General features: G+C 25.5%; 18 protein-coding genes. 8 read left to right on the top strand and 10 right to left on the bottom strand.

Features of this window, described 5'->3' with window-relative positions; all coding sequences use genetic code 11:
• Positions 1–71 precede the first annotated feature (71 nt).
• Positions 72–1,172, top strand: coding sequence for an AI-2E family transporter (locus tag EJJ37_RS06140; protein ID WP_243124844.1), 1,101 nt, complete (start codon positions 72–74; stop codon positions 1,170–1,172).
• A gap of 44 nt (positions 1,173–1,216) precedes the next feature.
• Here the strand turns inward: EJJ37_RS06140 and EJJ37_RS06135 are convergent, their stop codons facing one another.
• Genes EJJ37_RS06135 through EJJ37_RS06125 form a run of 3 tightly spaced genes read right to left on the bottom strand, consistent with a single transcriptional unit; the run spans position 1,217 to position 3,368 of the window.
• Complete coding sequence (locus tag EJJ37_RS06135) at positions 1,217–1,348, bottom strand: FeoB-associated Cys-rich membrane protein (protein ID WP_193553913.1); 132 nt, start codon at positions 1,346–1,348, stop codon at positions 1,217–1,219.
• A gap of 16 nt (positions 1,349–1,364) precedes the next feature.
• Positions 1,365–3,122, bottom strand: coding sequence for a ferrous iron transport protein B (feoB, locus tag EJJ37_RS06130; protein ID WP_133014720.1), 1,758 nt, complete (start codon positions 3,120–3,122; stop codon positions 1,365–1,367).
• Between the two features lie 24 nt (positions 3,123–3,146).
• A complete protein-coding gene (locus EJJ37_RS06125) occupies positions 3,147–3,368 on the bottom strand; it encodes a FeoA family protein (RefSeq protein ID WP_133014719.1) in 222 nt (73 codons plus the stop codon).
• A 234-nt stretch (positions 3,369–3,602) separates the two neighbouring features.
• Between EJJ37_RS06125 and EJJ37_RS06120 the strand changes: the two genes are divergently transcribed.
• Complete coding sequence (locus EJJ37_RS06120) at positions 3,603–4,412, top strand: ribonuclease H-like domain-containing protein (RefSeq protein WP_133014718.1); 810 nt, start codon at positions 3,603–3,605, stop codon at positions 4,410–4,412.
• 80 nt (positions 4,413–4,492) lie between these two features.
• Here the strand turns inward: EJJ37_RS06120 and EJJ37_RS06115 are convergent, their stop codons facing one another.
• On the bottom strand, positions 4,493–5,368 hold the full coding sequence (locus tag EJJ37_RS06115; RefSeq protein ID WP_133014717.1) for a ComEC/Rec2 family competence protein: 876 nt from the start codon (positions 5,366–5,368) through the stop codon (positions 4,493–4,495).
• 181 nt (positions 5,369–5,549) lie between these two features.
• On the opposite strand from EJJ37_RS06115, the gene EJJ37_RS06110 reads away from it, so the two are divergent.
• A complete protein-coding gene (locus EJJ37_RS06110; protein WP_133014716.1) occupies positions 5,550–7,292 on the top strand; it encodes a phosphoenolpyruvate carboxykinase in 1,743 nt (580 codons plus the stop codon).
• 36 nt (positions 7,293–7,328) lie between these two features.
• Here EJJ37_RS06110 and EJJ37_RS06105 read toward each other — a convergent pair whose 3' ends face one another.
• Positions 7,329–7,523 carry a DUF378 domain-containing protein gene (locus EJJ37_RS06105; protein WP_133014715.1) on the bottom strand — a complete coding sequence of 65 codons (195 nt, stop codon included), beginning with the start codon at positions 7,521–7,523 and terminating at the stop codon, positions 7,329–7,331.
• Positions 7,524–7,616: 93 nt separating this feature from the next.
• The gene (locus EJJ37_RS06100; RefSeq protein WP_133014714.1) at positions 7,617–8,084 is read right to left on the bottom strand and encodes an Lrp/AsnC ligand binding domain-containing protein; all 468 of its coding nucleotides are present in this window, start codon (positions 8,082–8,084) and stop codon (positions 7,617–7,619) included.
• 357 nt (positions 8,085–8,441) lie between these two features.
• Here EJJ37_RS06100 and EJJ37_RS06095 point away from each other — a divergent pair, with 357 nt between their 5' ends.
• Positions 8,442–8,798, top strand: a complete 357-nt coding sequence (locus EJJ37_RS06095; RefSeq protein WP_133014713.1) for a hypothetical protein — start codon at positions 8,442–8,444, stop codon at positions 8,796–8,798.
• 155 nt (positions 8,799–8,953) lie between these two features.
• On the opposite strand, the gene EJJ37_RS06090 is transcribed toward EJJ37_RS06095, so the two are convergent.
• Entirely contained in the window at positions 8,954–9,982 is a 1,029-nt protein-coding gene (locus tag EJJ37_RS06090) for a CehA/McbA family metallohydrolase (RefSeq protein ID WP_133014712.1), read from the bottom strand.
• Positions 9,983–10,116: 134 nt separating this feature from the next.
• Between EJJ37_RS06090 and EJJ37_RS06085 the strand changes: the two genes are divergently transcribed.
• Together EJJ37_RS06085 and EJJ37_RS06080 are read left to right on the top strand one after the other, a co-directional pair.
• Complete coding sequence (locus tag EJJ37_RS06085; protein ID WP_133014711.1) at positions 10,117–10,620, top strand: gamma carbonic anhydrase family protein; 504 nt, start codon at positions 10,117–10,119, stop codon at positions 10,618–10,620.
• Positions 10,621–10,628: 8 nt separating this feature from the next.
• The gene (locus tag EJJ37_RS06080) at positions 10,629–11,468 is read left to right on the top strand and encodes a CvfB family protein (RefSeq protein WP_133014710.1); all 840 of its coding nucleotides are present in this window, start codon (positions 10,629–10,631) and stop codon (positions 11,466–11,468) included.
• A 133-nt stretch (positions 11,469–11,601) separates the two neighbouring features.
• On the opposite strand, the gene EJJ37_RS06075 is transcribed toward EJJ37_RS06080, so the two are convergent.
• From EJJ37_RS06075 to EJJ37_RS06065, 3 genes are all read right to left on the bottom strand, one after another.
• On the bottom strand, positions 11,602–12,318 hold the full coding sequence (locus tag EJJ37_RS06075; RefSeq protein WP_133014709.1) for an HAD family hydrolase: 717 nt from the start codon (positions 12,316–12,318) through the stop codon (positions 11,602–11,604).
• Between the two features lie 235 nt (positions 12,319–12,553).
• On the bottom strand, positions 12,554–13,066 hold the full coding sequence (locus EJJ37_RS06070; protein WP_133014708.1) for a restriction endonuclease: 513 nt from the start codon (positions 13,064–13,066) through the stop codon (positions 12,554–12,556).
• Positions 13,044–13,643 (bottom strand): restriction endonuclease, encoded by a 600-nt coding sequence (locus EJJ37_RS06065; protein WP_133014707.1) that lies wholly within the window; start codon positions 13,641–13,643, stop codon positions 13,044–13,046. Before EJJ37_RS06065 ends, EJJ37_RS06070 begins: the two co-directional genes overlap by 23 nt.
• A gap of 214 nt (positions 13,644–13,857) precedes the next feature.
• Here EJJ37_RS06065 and EJJ37_RS06060 point away from each other — a divergent pair, with 214 nt between their 5' ends.
• Together EJJ37_RS06060 and EJJ37_RS06055 are read left to right on the top strand one after the other, a co-directional pair.
• Positions 13,858–14,232 carry a DNA mismatch repair protein MutT gene (locus EJJ37_RS06060; protein ID WP_133014706.1) on the top strand — a complete coding sequence of 125 codons (375 nt, stop codon included), beginning with the start codon at positions 13,858–13,860 and terminating at the stop codon, positions 14,230–14,232.
• 47 nt (positions 14,233–14,279) lie between these two features.
• Positions 14,280–14,519: a hypothetical protein gene (locus EJJ37_RS06055; protein ID WP_133014705.1), complete on the top strand. Its 240-nt coding sequence runs from the start codon at positions 14,280–14,282 to the stop codon at positions 14,517–14,519.
• Positions 14,520–14,546: the final 27 nt, after the last annotated feature.

The raw sequence follows: 14,546 nt of genomic DNA, 5'->3' as shown, positions 1-14,546 counted from the left end.
TAATACATAGTTGACAATATTTTTGATATAATAAATGTAACAAAATATGGTAAAGTTGAGGTGAAAAGTTAGTGTTTTTAAAGAATAATAAATATAAGAGTTTGATAGTAGCTGTATTAATTACTATAGTAGTAGCACTGCTAGCTTTTAAGCTGATAGATAATATTGAGATATTTATCAGTATAATTAAAAAGTTTATTTCATTATCTATGTCATTTGTTTATGGAATAGTAATTGCATATGTATTAACTCCAGTTGTTAAATTATTTGAGGAAAAAGTAAAATTAAAAAGGGGAGTATCTATAGCTTTAACATATGCTATTTTAATTGGAGGAATAACTATTTGGGCATTGTATGGAATACCAGGACTGATAGAAAATGTAAAGGAAATAGGAAGTGATATACCTAATTATATAAGCTCTCTTGAAGGTGTTGTTAATGATATTTTAGAAAAAGATGGATTTAGTGGTATTATAAATAACACTGGTGTTAAAATGAATGTTGATACATATATAGATAAAAGTGGGAAAATACTTATTAGCGCATTAGAAGGCTCATTAATGAAAATGGTAAGCTTATCATCAATAATTTTTAAATTTATTATTGGATTATTAGTAGCTATATATATTCTTATAGATAAAGAAAGATTGTTACGTGAATGTAAAAGAATGATGTATTTAACTTTAAAGAAAGAGAAAAGTGATAAATTAATTGAGTTTATTAAAACTTATAATTCTATGATAGTAACATATATAGGTATAAAGGCAATTGATTCAATGATAATAGGTGTGTTAGCCTTTATATTATTAAATATAGTAGGGTCTGAATATACAATATTGTTATCTATATTAGTTGGTGTTACTAATATGATACCTTATTTTGGGCCATTTATAGGTGAAATTATAGGTTTTTTAATAAATGTATTTGTATCACCTACGAAAGGTATTATTGTATTTTTAACATTATTCTTGTTGCAGATGTTTGATGGATGGTACTTAGATCCAAAACTTATAGGAGACAAAGTTGGGGTGAGACCATTTTGGATTATATATGCAGTTGTAATAGGCGGAGGCTTTTTTGGACCTATAGGAATGCTTCTAGCATCTCCAACAGCAGCAACAATTAAAATATACTATAAAAAACTTTTAGAGAAGAACAAAATTACAATTTAGTATTATTCAAATATAAAAAATAAGAACTGCAAAATTTGCAGTTCTTATTTTTTATACTTCGAGCAGTGAGATGAACAACTTCCGCAGTTACAATCACCTTTTGAAGATTTTTTTATGTTTTTAAATAATATATATCCGGCAACTATAATTAATAAAGCTGCAATAAAAATTTCCAAATAAATTCACCTTCTTTTAAACAAATAATGAACCTATATTAAATACTAAGAATGCAACTAACCAAGCTAAGACCAATTGATAGGTTACAGAGAATAAAGTTAATTTTGAACCAAATTCCTTTTTCATAGTACCAACAACAGTAATACAAGGTGTATAAAGTAAAACAAATACTAAGAATGATAGTGCTGATAGTGTAGTAAAATGAAGTGGTAACATTGTTTGTAAATCACCTGCAAAGATTACACTCATTGAAGAAACAACAGTTTCTTTAGCAATTAGTCCTGTTAATAATGAAACTGATGATTGCCAATTCCCAAAGCCTAGTGGCTTAAATATTGGAGCAATAAAACCACCTACAGAAGCTAATATACTATTATTAACATCTGTCATTCCAGAGAAATTAAAGTTGGATAAAAACCATAAAATTATACTCATTGCAAAAATTAATGTACCAGCTTTCACTAAAAATCCTTTAGTTTTTTCATATAATTGATTTAAAAGATTTTTTAATGATGGCAATTTATATTCTGGCAACTCTATAAGTAAAGGCTCTTCTTCATTTTTAAATATTGTATGCTTAAAGATTATACCAAGTATAAATGCTAATAATATACCTAAGAAGTAAAGTGAAGCTACAACTAGCCCAATACTATTAGGGAAAAATACAGCTGCAAATATACTATAAACAGGCAATCTAGCATTACAACTCATTAAAGGAATCAATAAAGCAGTAAGTTTTCTATCTTTTTCACTTTCTAAAGTTCTTGCAGTCATAATTGCAGGAACAGAACATCCAAAGCCAACAATCATAGGAATAAATGCTTTTCCTGATAACCCCATTTTTCTCATAATTTTATCCATTATAAAAGCTACTCTTGCCATATACCCACTATCTTCTAAAATAGTTATACAAGCAAAGAGTGATAATATTATAGGTAATAACACTAATATTCCACCAACACCACCTATGATACCATCTATAATTAATGACTGGAACCAAGGCGCAGTTCCTTGAATTAAACTTTCAATTATAGGAACTAAAGAGTCATTTAATAATGAATCTAATAAGTCTGAAAGGGGTTGTCCTATCCAAGAAAATGTTACTTGGAATGTTAAGGCCATAATTATAAAGAAAATAGGATAAGCAAGCCATGGATTTAGCATTATATTATCTAATTTTTCTTTTATAGTCCTTGTTGATTTATTATCTTTTTTAGTACATTGACTTAATAAGTTTTCTATGTAAATATAAGTTTCTTTTTCACTTGAAAAATTATAATCATTATTATCTATTTTATTGGTATGAAGATTTTTTAAAGCTTTTTTTATATCATCTATACCTTGTTCTTTAGATGCTTGTATAGGAACAACAGTTACATTTAAAAGTTCTTCTAACTTTTTATAATCGATATTTATACCCTTCTTTTCAGCTACATCTATCATATTGACAGCTAAAATAATAGGCTTTTTAAATTGCTTTAGTTGCATTGTTAAATATAAATTTCTATCAATATTAGAAGCATCAATAATATTTAATATTAAATCTACTTGTCCATTTTCCAAAAACTCTTTTGATATTTTTTCTTCGTTTGAAAAAGTATCCATAGCATATATACCAGGTAAATCTACAATTTTAAAATCATCAAAAAAGCCTTCTTTTTTATCTACGGTTACTCCTGCCCAATTACCAACTCTTTGATTAGAACCAGTTAGGCTATTAAAAAGTGTAGTTTTTCCAACGTTGGGGTTACCAAGCAAAGCTACATTTTTCATTTTGTCATCCCCTTATTTTTATAATTAAGCTGTTAAAATAATATTTTTAGCATCCTTTTTACGTATAGCTAAATCAAAACCTCTTAAGTTTACTACTAAAGGATCACCTAAAGGAGCAACTCTTTTTAATTCTATTTCAGTTCCTTCAATAAGGCCTAAAGCATAAAGTCTTTTAGTAAGTTTATCATTTCCGTTTATTTCATGTATCTTAGCTTTTTCGCCAAGCTTTAAATCGCAAATGCACATATATATATCACCTCAAATTGAAAATCATTATCAAAAAATTCTTACATATATATATGATATCAATAAAAGAGGGCTTGGTCAATAAAAGCAACATATTAAAAACAAATTTGTTATATATTTGAAAAAGTAAAAACTATAAATGGTATTCACTGTATTAATAACATGGTATAATAAAAAGATATAGAGATACTAATTTTAAAACAGGAGATAAATAATGTAAGAAAGAGTGATAGTGTGATTATTCGAGAAAATTTTGTTGACGTAGAAGAATATAATATTGAAAAGATATTAGAAGGGAAGGAGGTTCAGTGTAAACCAGATGATATTATATATTTTGATTTAGAGCATTATGTTTACAAAAAGCCAAAATGTATAGGAGTATTTGGAGCATGTGTATATAATAATGTTGATAAAAAGATACATGTAACTCAATATATGATAGAAAATAAGAGTGAAGTAGTTGAAATATTAATACTTGCAAAAAAATATTTTACGAAAATGAAGAAGATGGGAAAGAAAGTTATAGTTACTTTTTCAGGAAATAATGATTTTACTGTTATAAAATACTTATTCAATAAATATAATATTTATTTTGATTTTGATAAAGAATTTAAATCTTTAGATATACAAAAAGAATATGAAAGAAATATGAATACATCTATAGGACTTAAAAATTTGGAAAAGGTTTTTAACATATATAGAGAAGGAGATGTTATTAGTGGTTCAAATCTAGCTAAAACATTTCATAAGGTATTAAAGGATAAAGAATATATTGAAAGAATGCCAAAAGAAAAAATAGAAACAATATTATTATATAATGAGCAAGATGTAGTGAATTTATATAAGATTTTTATTACTTGGAAAGACTATATACGAAGTAAAGATGAAGAAATAAAAGTTAATATTGATACAGAAAATTTAGAAACTGATAAGGAAGAGATTGATAAGAAAGAAACTAATAGCAATGAGGTTATGGAAGAAGATAAAGAAGAAGTAGTAGAAGCAACTGAAGTTGAAAAAATTGAAGATTGTATTGTAGATTAAATTTATATTATTTTAAGGATAATATCCTTAAATGATAGATGCTCCTAATTATTTAGGAGCATCTATCATTTATAGGAGTTTTATTTAACTGTAGAGATATTGATGTTTTTCCCATCGGAAATAGCTATAACGGTGCCATTAATATCTGTTCTAATAGTTCTAATATTATAAGAATTAAGAAGAGATAAAGTTTCTGAGGTAGGATGACCATAAGAGTTATTTTTACCTACAGATATTATTGCCACAGATGGGTTTGCTGAAATTAGAAAATCTGTGGAAGTAGATGTTGAAGATCCATGATGACCAACTTTTAAAATATCACAGTTTAAATTATTATTTTGAGATAGTACTGTATCTTCAGTTGATATTTCGGCATCACCTGTAAATAAAAAAGAGTTATTAAAGAAAGTTATTTTGATGATTGGAGAATAATCATTTAAATTATCACTAGATATATTTTCTAGGGGTGAAAATACTTCAATTTCTGTATTTTTTCCAAGATCAATTCCTTTAACTCCCTTCTTTAAAACATTTATTTTAAGATTCTTATCAACCAAAGCACTAATCATGTTTTCAAAGGTAGTAGATGAAGTTATTACTTTAGGAGAATAAAAGCTTCCAATAGTATATCTTTTTATAATAGTATCCATATTTCCGATATGATCTTCGTGAGGATGTGTTGCAATAATATAATCAAATTTTTTTATATTTAATTTTTCTAAATAATCTAGCAAATCTTTTCTATTAATAGATGGACCAGAATCTATAAGTAAATTTTTATTATTAACCTGAATTAAAATACAATCTCCTTGGCCTACATCTATATAGTGAATAATCATTTTGTTTTCGTAATTAACATTGTTATTTTGAGTTAAAAAAGAAATAGAAATAATAATTGCAGAAATAGTAAGTATTATTTTTAATGCTTTATAACTTTTATGTTTAAATTTATTCATAATTAAAGACTCCTAAATAAGAAATATATATTTTAGATTATTGACTAAAATTATAGAAAGAAAACTTAAGTTTATAAATATTTAACAAGTTAGTGAAGTGAAATTGTTGGTATAATATGTTATAATTGTATAAAATATCATATAAGAGCGTGGTTAAATAAAAAATATTAGGAGGATGAGGATGAAAAAAGAGTTTTCAATAAGTAATGATAAAGTATTAATGAATTTTTCAACTAGGTATTGTAATAATTTTGAGAGTTTATTAGAAAGTGAGGGGTTTAGAAGGGTTTTAAGTGTTTATTTAAAGAGATCTGAAAAAAAGAGAACTTTATCATATAGATATTTAATTAAATCTTTAAACACCACTGAAATATCAAATTTAAGAGAGGATATCACTAAAATTTTTAAATGGCTAACTATAATAGATGTAAAAGAAGTTATTGAATTAAATCCAAGATATAGTGAGCTTTTGAGTAATAAAGAAGAGTTTATCAATATGATAGAAGATTTTTATTTATTTTGGAGAAGATTAGAAAGATATACTATTGTTCAAAATGATAAAATTAGTCAAGGTTTAGCAGCTATGAATTTTACAGAAGCAAATTCAGCTTTTGAAAAGCTAATATTAAAGTTCTATAGAAAAATTGAACAAAATGTATTAGGTAGAACTCCACAAGTTTTTAGACAAATAACAGCAGGTGGAAACTGCAGTATAATGATAAATAAGCTATTATGGCCAATTCCTAATGGGTATGAATTACTAGAGGATATTAATTTTATAGATTGTATTTTGTTAGAACCACCATTTATAACATATCCTAAAAAGAATACAAGAAATGGAATGTTTTCAGAAGTTTATGATAATCCTTTAAAGTATACACATATAAATAAAGACCATTGGTTTTGTTATCCTGCAAAGGTTGGAGAGCTAATAGCGTATATATATTTCCATAGGGATTTTATGAATCATGGAATAACTCTATGTAATTTATTTGAAATGGCTACAAGAGAAGAATGTAGAGGAAGACGTCCTGATATTGTTTATGTATTTGGAATAAATGATGGAGAAGATTTAAAAACAGTTTTCTATGATGATGAAGAAAATAATATAATGCTTGGTTATGTAAATTATTCAGATGAGATAGATTACTTTGGATATATGAAAAAAATGATATTAACATTGCATAATTTAATAATGATAAAAAGAGGTTATTTGCCTATACATGGTGCAATGGTAAATGTTCAAATGAAAAATGGAAAAGAAGCTAATGTAGTAATAATGGGTGATAGTGGTGCAGGAAAATCTGAGAGTTTGGAGGCTTTTAGAACATTAAGTGAAGAATATATAAGTAATATGAATATTATTTTTGATGATATGGGTACTTTTAAAGAAATTAATGGAGAGATATATGGATATGGTACAGAAATAGGCGCATTTGTTAGATTAGATGACCTAGCTCAAGGGTATGCATTTAGAGAAATAGATAGAAGTATATTTATGAACCCAGATAAAATAAATGCAAGATTAGTAATGCCTGTAGCACCGTATAGCCAAATAATTAAAGGGTATAAGATAGATTTATTCTTATATGCTAATAATTTTACTAACATAACAGAAAATGATAAAGCTATCGAATACTTTAATAATCCTGAAGATGCAATTAAATTATTTAAATCAGGTCCAAGAATGGCAAAGGGAACTACAACTGAAGAGGGATTAGTTGAAAGTTACTTTGCAAATCCATTTGGACCTGCACAAAAACAAGAAGCTACTGACATATTGATAGATAGATATTTTAAAACAATGTTTGATACAAATGTAAAAGTTGGACAAATCAAGACATGTCTTGGAGTTAAAGGTAGAGAACAAGAGGGGCCAAGAGAAGCTGCAATAGAGTTATTTAACATTATTAAAGAGTTATAAAAAATAGCTTTGCACTTATGTGCAAAGCTATTTTTATTAAAATTTATCTTTTGCAAAAAATGATATAGAATATAATCCACAAATACCAATAATAGCATAAATTATTCTACTGAAAGTACTCATTTCCCCAAATATTGCAGCAACAAGATCGAATTGAAAAAAACCTAATAGTCCCCAGTTTATAGCTCCAATTATAATAAGTATAAGTACTATGGTATCAATTACCTTCATAAAAAACAACTCCTTTGGTTTTAATAACATAGTTATTTTTTCCAAAGGAGAAATTTATATTCATGCAAATATATTTCAATATTAAATTTTTTATTAAATTGAAATATTTCTGTCAATAGGTTGATTTAAAGATATGATAGTATCAGTTCTTTGAATTCCGGAAATAACATTTATTTTGTTTAATAATATATCTTGAAGATCACTTATGTTTTTACAGATAACCTTAGCAAATACAGAATAATCACCAGTAGTTAAGTGTAATTCAACAACTTCTTTAATTTTTGACATTTCTTCAAAAACTTCTGAGAATGATGAAGTTTTATCAATATATATTCCTACAAAGCAACAAACATCATATCCTAGTTTAGGAAGATTTAAAAGAATTTTAGTTCCTTTTATTATTCCAAGTTCCTCCATCTTCTTCATACGAACATGAATAGTACCACCGCTAACATGGCAAAGTCTTGCAATTTCTAAATATGGAGTTCTACAATCTTTTATTAATATATCTAAAATTTGAAGATCTAATTCATCAAGTTGATAGGCTTGGTTTAAACCCATAATAACACCCCTTTAATAAATTTATAATATCTTTAATACATTTTATCAAATAATTTAAAGATATGCTAGTCCTAATTATCGAATTCTTATTTTTTTAGGGATATAATATAAAAATTAACAATTTTTAACATATTATATATTTTAGCTAATAATAAGAAGGATTAGTTAATTATTAGATAAATAATAAAAAAATTACAAAGTTGGCCATGAAGTATAAGAAAAAATAATGTTATGAAGATAAGAAGAAATGAAATGGAAAGATATATTTTATAAAAGAGTGGAAATAAAATCGGGTTGAAAATATGTTAAATAGACAGTAATATATATAGTAGAAAGATATAGGAAGGAGAGCTATTGATGGGTAACTTTTTATCAACACTGCTTTATTTCATTGTTCTATTAGCAATTGTATTTGGAATAATGTTTTTAGGAAGAAAGTATGTATTTTCAAAAGTTAGAATTAATAAGTATATACCACTTGGTATAGCTATAGTAACATTTATTTTACAATTATTTATGCCTGTTATACTAGGAAAGAGTATTTTCTGGGTATCATTTTTACTAACAATATTAACAGTAACATTCTTTTTATGGTTCATGGATATTCAAGCAACTGGTGGTCCTAAAAAGAAAGAAAAGAAAATTGAAATTAGACCTAAGGCTAAGCCTAATAGAGTAAAGCATTTAAATAATGCTCAAAACAATAAAAAATAAAATATTTAATTTGAATTATTCCCTTTATAGAGGTAGTTTTATTATTAAAATTATTTTCTATAAAGGGAATGTTAAAATTAAATGCTTTTTATTTTAAATGAAACAACTTTATTCACTTAAGTTGTATTCTTTATGTAACTTTAAGTGAATAATTTCTAAATATAGTTATTATTTAGGTGAACAATAAAAATTGGAGAGCTTACTGCAGTTTTATTCTCATCTTGTAGTACTCTAATAACGTACCAGGTTTCTGATTTTAAACTTTGATGTTCATATATATATTTAATACAACTTAAATTAATATCTTCAATTTTTTTTATAATTGTACCACCATTTGATATTATTTGAATTTCTCTTATTTTATATCTGATATCTTCAGCAAAAATTGAAAACTTTATTTTTGAAGAATAAATTGATAATGTATCTCCCATAAATGTTTCATCTATGGTAAAATGTAATTTTAAAAATCGTGATTCAGTTGAATAAGTTCTATGACTTCTAAAAGCATCAATTAATGAATTCTTAGATAAATCATTTGCAATATATGCAGTTAAATTATCAGATTGATCGAAATTAATTCTATGATTATCTTGTCCGTTAACAGCACCTAATTTCCAACCGCAATCCAGTAATTGATAATAATATTTCTCATGTTTAGTATATTTACTTGCAGGATTACCATTATAAACTTCTATGGATGTAATAATTTTATTAAAAATTTCATTATATTGAATTTTACCAATTTCCTTATGGGGATGATTAATAATTATAAAAGCTTGATTATTATTAATCATCCATAAAGTTAATAATCTTAAATCTTTTATAGCTCCAGTAAAGAAGTTATTAGGATTTATTATGTTAAAATCACCAAAAGGAATAGTTCTACATTCAAAGCCAACAATAGGTAAGAAGTCATCTTCATTTTTTCTTATTTTATTGGAAAAATAATTTGTTGCATCCCATTTTGTTAAAGTACGATCTTTAACAGTAGTTTTATTTGCAAGAAAATCATTGTGATCAGTTACAAATAAAAAATCTAATCCGCATTTTATAGCAAATTCATATAAGTTTAAAGGAGTACCTTTACCAGTTGAATAGCTAGAATGACAGTGGGGGATACCATAATAATATTTTAATTTATTCTGATCAAAGATTACTTTGGTTTTACGCTTACTTTTACTCACAAATTCGCCTCTTAAAATTATTCATTATTAATATATAGTATTAAAGACATTAAAATAATGACAATAATTATAAAGGGTGATAAAATAAAGTGAAACTTTCATGATGAATATAAGTTATAAGGGAGTTAAAAAATATGATTATGGATTTTGAGGGAGTTAAACCTAAAATAAATGAGAATACATATATTTCAGAAAGCGTTGATATAATAGGAAAAGTTGAAATTGAGGATAATGTAAACATATGGTTTGGTACTAGGCTTAGAGCTGATATGAACAAAATAGTAGTTGGTGCTAATACTAATATTCAAGAAAATTCAGTAGTGCATGTTGATGCTAACTCTCCATGTATTATTGGAAGAAATGTAACTATAGGTCATGGAACTATAATTCATGGATGTAATATTTCAGATAATGTTTTAGTAGGAATGGGATCAATAATATTAAATAATGCTAAAATTGGAAAGAATACTATTATAGGGGCAGGAAGTTTAGTTACTCAAGGAAAGAGTTTTCCAGATGGAGTTCTTATTTTAGGAAATCCAGCAAAAGTAGTTAGAGAATTAACTGATGATGAAATAAAAAACATTAAGAAGTCAGCAGATAATTACGTAAATTTAAGTAAAAGATATAAAAAGTAGGAGGACGTATGTTAAGAATAGGAGAATATAATACTTTAGTAGTAGATAGAGAAAAGGACTTTGGATTTTATCTAGTTGATAAACAAAGTAAAGAGGATGTTTTACTTCCTAAGTCATTAGCGGAAGGAATGGGAGTAGAAGTTGGTAAGGAGGTTGAAGTATTTATATACAGAGACTCAAAGGATAGACCAATAGCTACATTTAAGAAGCCTTTAGCTATAGTTGGTGATGTTGCTTATTTAAAGGTTGTACATCAAGGTGAGTTTGGTGCATTTGTTGATTTTGGGTTAGATAGAGATATATTTGTACCATTAAAAGAACAAAGATATAAATTACATACAGGAAAAAAATATTTATTTTATATATATGTAGATAAGACAGGAAGACTTGCAGCTACAACAGAAGTTGAGCCATATATTGAAGTTGCTGAAGAAGGAACATTTAAAGTTGGTGATGAAGTTACTGCAATGGTATTTTCAAAGACTCCTTCAGGAACTTTAAATGTTGCAATTGATGCTAAATATAGAGGATTAGTATTACCAAATGAGTACTATAATGAGGTTCATCCAGGATATGAAATGCAATTAAGAGTTAAGAGAGTTTATGAAGATGGTGTAATAGGATTAACACCAAGAAAGACTAGATTAAATGAAAGAGATGAACTTCAAGAAAAAATTGTAACTTATATGAGAAAAAATGGTGGATTTATGGAGTTCAACGATAAATCTAATCCAGAAGACATAAAAGCTACTTTTGGAACTAGTAAGAATTACTTTAAGATGGCTTTAGGTGGACTTATGAAGGCTGGAAAACTTACTCAAGATAAAGAAGGAAGCAGACTTATCTAGGAATAACTTTACTTTGCTAGAAAAAATACAAGTGAATTTATCATTTGAATATTTATATTTTAAAAGAAGAGCACTATGAATATGGTGCTCTTTCTTATGGGTAATATATGATTACGAAGATTTAATGAATAATTTATTTAATAATAAGCTCAGGTATTTTTGCTATATCAAAATCCATAATAGTATAAGTACTTTTTAATTTTCCGTTGATTTCAGGTGAAAGATTAGAATGAAGATATAATGAGTCTAATCCAACATTTGAAGCACCTTCAATATCACATATATAGTCATTTCCAATCATAATACTATTTTTTATATTTAAATTATGCTTATTAATTAAAGTATTATAAAAGTTTTCATCTGGTTTACACATTTTATAATCAGCAGAAAATAAAATATCATCAAAGTATTTTTCAATTCCTAATAATCTCATTTCATAAAGTGTAAATATTCTTTGTGCGTTTGATAATAAGTATATTTTTTTACCTTTTTTCTTTAATAATTCTAATAATTCAATTACACTATCATATAATTTTATATACTTTATAGACGAAGTCCTAAAGAAGTGAGCAGTATCCATTATTAACTCATCAGAAGGAAGAATATTTTTATTTGTATAAAGCTTAGAAAATACAGTTTCAAGTGGAAAGTCAGGATATTTTGAATCCATTAAATTATCTAAATTTAACTTAACTAAAGCTCTATATGATTCTCTTAATTCTTCGGCATCATATAATGCACCTTTAAAAGAATAAAATAATGATAGCTTGTACCAAAAATCCATACTTTCTTCATCAGTATTAATATCAATCAATGTTCCATATAAATCAAAAATATAATTAGTATACATAAATTCTCCTTAGTATTTATAAAATTTTTTTTATTATATCATTATAGTAGGGAAAATTAAATTGGAGTTTTTTACAAAAATAATCAATTTAGTAATTTTATTATTATAAATAGGTATTATAGAATTTAAAATAACTAGTATCATTAAGTGGGAGTAATTAAAAGGAATTTATAAGGGGATGTGTATTAAAAATAACACATCCCTAATATATTAAGAGGAAAATAAGATAGCTAGATTAATTAGTTTTAAGTATATATTCTGTGTATGGAATATCTAATTCAACAGAACTTATTATTTTTATATTATAGGGTTTATTTATTTTAGTTAAAATAGATCTTACATCATCAGATATAGTACCTGTAGTTATAATTATCCCATTATTTATATTATTTGAAATCATAGCACCTAATAACTTTTCAACCTGTAATATTGATATAGAATTATTAAGAGAATATCTTTTACATTCAACATAGAATTTTTGAGAATCCTTTTCACAAATAATATCTTTTCCACCATCTGGCCCTAAAGGAAGGAGAAGAATATTAGTGAAGCCTAATTGAGATAAATATTCACTACACCAAATTTCAAACTCGTGAGGGGTTAATCTATGAACTAAATTATATAATTGATTATTTCCTTCAAAGTCTTTATATGATTTATAGTATATAATAATTTTTTTTATCAATTTACCTATTAAAGGAGTAAATAAGATTATTATGAAATAACTATATATTGTATTTAACTTCATTCATTAAACCTTCCTTCGTAATATAATAATTATGATTTCTTATTGATTTTGTAAGTTCATAACCATCAATAAGCTTAATTTCTACTCCACGATTTTGGTTGTTAAAATCGTTAGCAAATTTTATAGCTTGATTAGAAAATGAACTATTTGTAATAAGAATTCCTTTTTTACAGTTATTAATAAGCAGTCTACCTAAAAAGCTTTGAACGGCAGGTCTGCCGGTTAATTCCCAATTATCTTCATCATCAGGGGTTTTACCAAGTAAATTATTTTGAATACAACTTATAAATACATCTTCATTATTTAATGAGGCTTTAAAATTAGTTAAATTACTATCACCATTGGGAAGAAGTATATTTTCTTTAAATCCTAAAATATTGAGATATACATTTATAATTTTTATAAATGTAGTATAGTTATCCTTTTGAAGATCTTTTATGGATAATACACCAAGTTTTATTTGCTTTTCAGTTTCTTTTTTATTTAAATCAATAGTAGATTTTTCTACATATGATATTAAAAATTTTAATGTGAAAAATAATAATATAATAAGTGGTAAATATTTAATAGAACTCATAAAAAATCACCTCATCTCAATTATTAACAGAATTTACATATGATATACATTGATTGATAAATAAGTTTTTGGTGAAAAATATAAATAAATTGTAAAAAGAATATAAATAAATTTGTAACAAAAAAGAAAATAATGTTTAAAAATAGGTAAAAAGAGATTATAATTATAATAATAAATAAATTCATTTAAAATTAATTGCTAATTGGAGGTAAAGATGGGGATGGTTACAAGATGTTCAATTATTATTTATGATGATTTTGGAAATGTATTGATTGCAGAAAGAGGAAAAAGAAATGAAAGAAGTTGGGGAATATTTGGAAAAGAAATAAAGGGAAAAGAGACAGAAGAAAAATGTATTTCTAAAGCTGTTGATAAAGATATAAAATGTACAATATTTGATTTAAAACCTTTTAAAGAATATAATTTAGAAGGTGAAAAAAATTTAAAAGTTTTTACGGGTAGTGTAAAGGAATATATTACTTGCCATAAAAGTATAAATAATATAAAATGGATTTCTAAAAGAAACATTGAGGATTATATTTTTAATGATGAAGATAAGATGATATTAAAGGACTATTTTCAAAATTAAATAAATGGGTATTGTGAAACTAAAGCTAAAACTAAAGGAGATACTTAATGCTTTATAGAGTTATTATAAAAAGAGAAACATCAAAGTACTTTATAGGTAAAACCTATGATAATAAGAAATATAAAATTGAAAAGAATCAGTATAGTAAAAACCTTAAAGTAGGTAGTGACTCATATTTTTATGCTAGAAAAGAAGAAAAATTACTAAGTACGATTTTAGTTCCAATTTCCGATGAAGAAGCTGGAGTATTAGATATTCATAATTCTATTGATGATATTAATAAATAAAGCGAAGAAAGAACAAGGATAAATAAA

It is taken from the genome of Clostridium cuniculi (genome assembly GCF_004353185.1).
Lineage (GTDB): Bacteria > Bacillota > Clostridia > Clostridiales > Clostridiaceae > Clostridium > Clostridium cuniculi.
This window is presented reverse-complemented; position numbering and strand designations above follow the sequence as displayed.

What these genes read in the sequence shown, in the direction of transcription:
- EJJ37_RS06095 (WP_133014713.1), top strand. Translation starts at nt 8,442, where the DNA reads ATGGGTAACTTTTTATCAACACTGCTTTATTTCATTGTTCTATTAGCA.
- feoB (WP_133014720.1), bottom strand. Translation starts at nt 3,122, where the DNA reads ATGAAAAATGTAGCTTTGCTTGGTAACCCCAACGTTGGAAAAACTACA.
- EJJ37_RS06085 (WP_133014711.1), top strand. Translation starts at nt 10,117, where the DNA reads ATGATTATGGATTTTGAGGGAGTTAAACCTAAAATAAATGAGAATACA.
- EJJ37_RS06115 (WP_133014717.1), bottom strand. Translation starts at nt 5,368, where the DNA reads ATGAATAAATTTAAACATAAAAGTTATAAAGCATTAAAAATAATACTT.
- EJJ37_RS06065 (WP_133014707.1), bottom strand. Translation starts at nt 13,643, where the DNA reads ATGAGTTCTATTAAATATTTACCACTTATTATATTATTATTTTTCACA.
- EJJ37_RS06110 (WP_133014716.1), top strand. Translation starts at nt 5,550, where the DNA reads ATGAAAAAAGAGTTTTCAATAAGTAATGATAAAGTATTAATGAATTTT.
- EJJ37_RS06105 (WP_133014715.1), bottom strand. Translation starts at nt 7,523, where the DNA reads ATGAAGGTAATTGATACCATAGTACTTATACTTATTATAATTGGAGCT.
- EJJ37_RS06075 (WP_133014709.1), bottom strand. Translation starts at nt 12,318, where the DNA reads ATGTATACTAATTATATTTTTGATTTATATGGAACATTGATTGATATT.
- EJJ37_RS06055 (WP_133014705.1), top strand. Translation starts at nt 14,280, where the DNA reads ATGCTTTATAGAGTTATTATAAAAAGAGAAACATCAAAGTACTTTATA.
- EJJ37_RS06070 (WP_133014708.1), bottom strand. Translation starts at nt 13,066, where the DNA reads ATGAAGTTAAATACAATATATAGTTATTTCATAATAATCTTATTTACT.
- EJJ37_RS06100 (WP_133014714.1), bottom strand. Translation starts at nt 8,084, where the DNA reads ATGGGTTTAAACCAAGCCTATCAACTTGATGAATTAGATCTTCAAATT.
- EJJ37_RS06060 (WP_133014706.1), top strand. Translation starts at nt 13,858, where the DNA reads ATGGGGATGGTTACAAGATGTTCAATTATTATTTATGATGATTTTGGA.
- EJJ37_RS06080 (WP_133014710.1), top strand. Translation starts at nt 10,629, where the DNA reads ATGTTAAGAATAGGAGAATATAATACTTTAGTAGTAGATAGAGAAAAG.
- EJJ37_RS06125 (WP_133014719.1), bottom strand. Translation starts at nt 3,368, where the DNA reads ATGTGCATTTGCGATTTAAAGCTTGGCGAAAAAGCTAAGATACATGAA.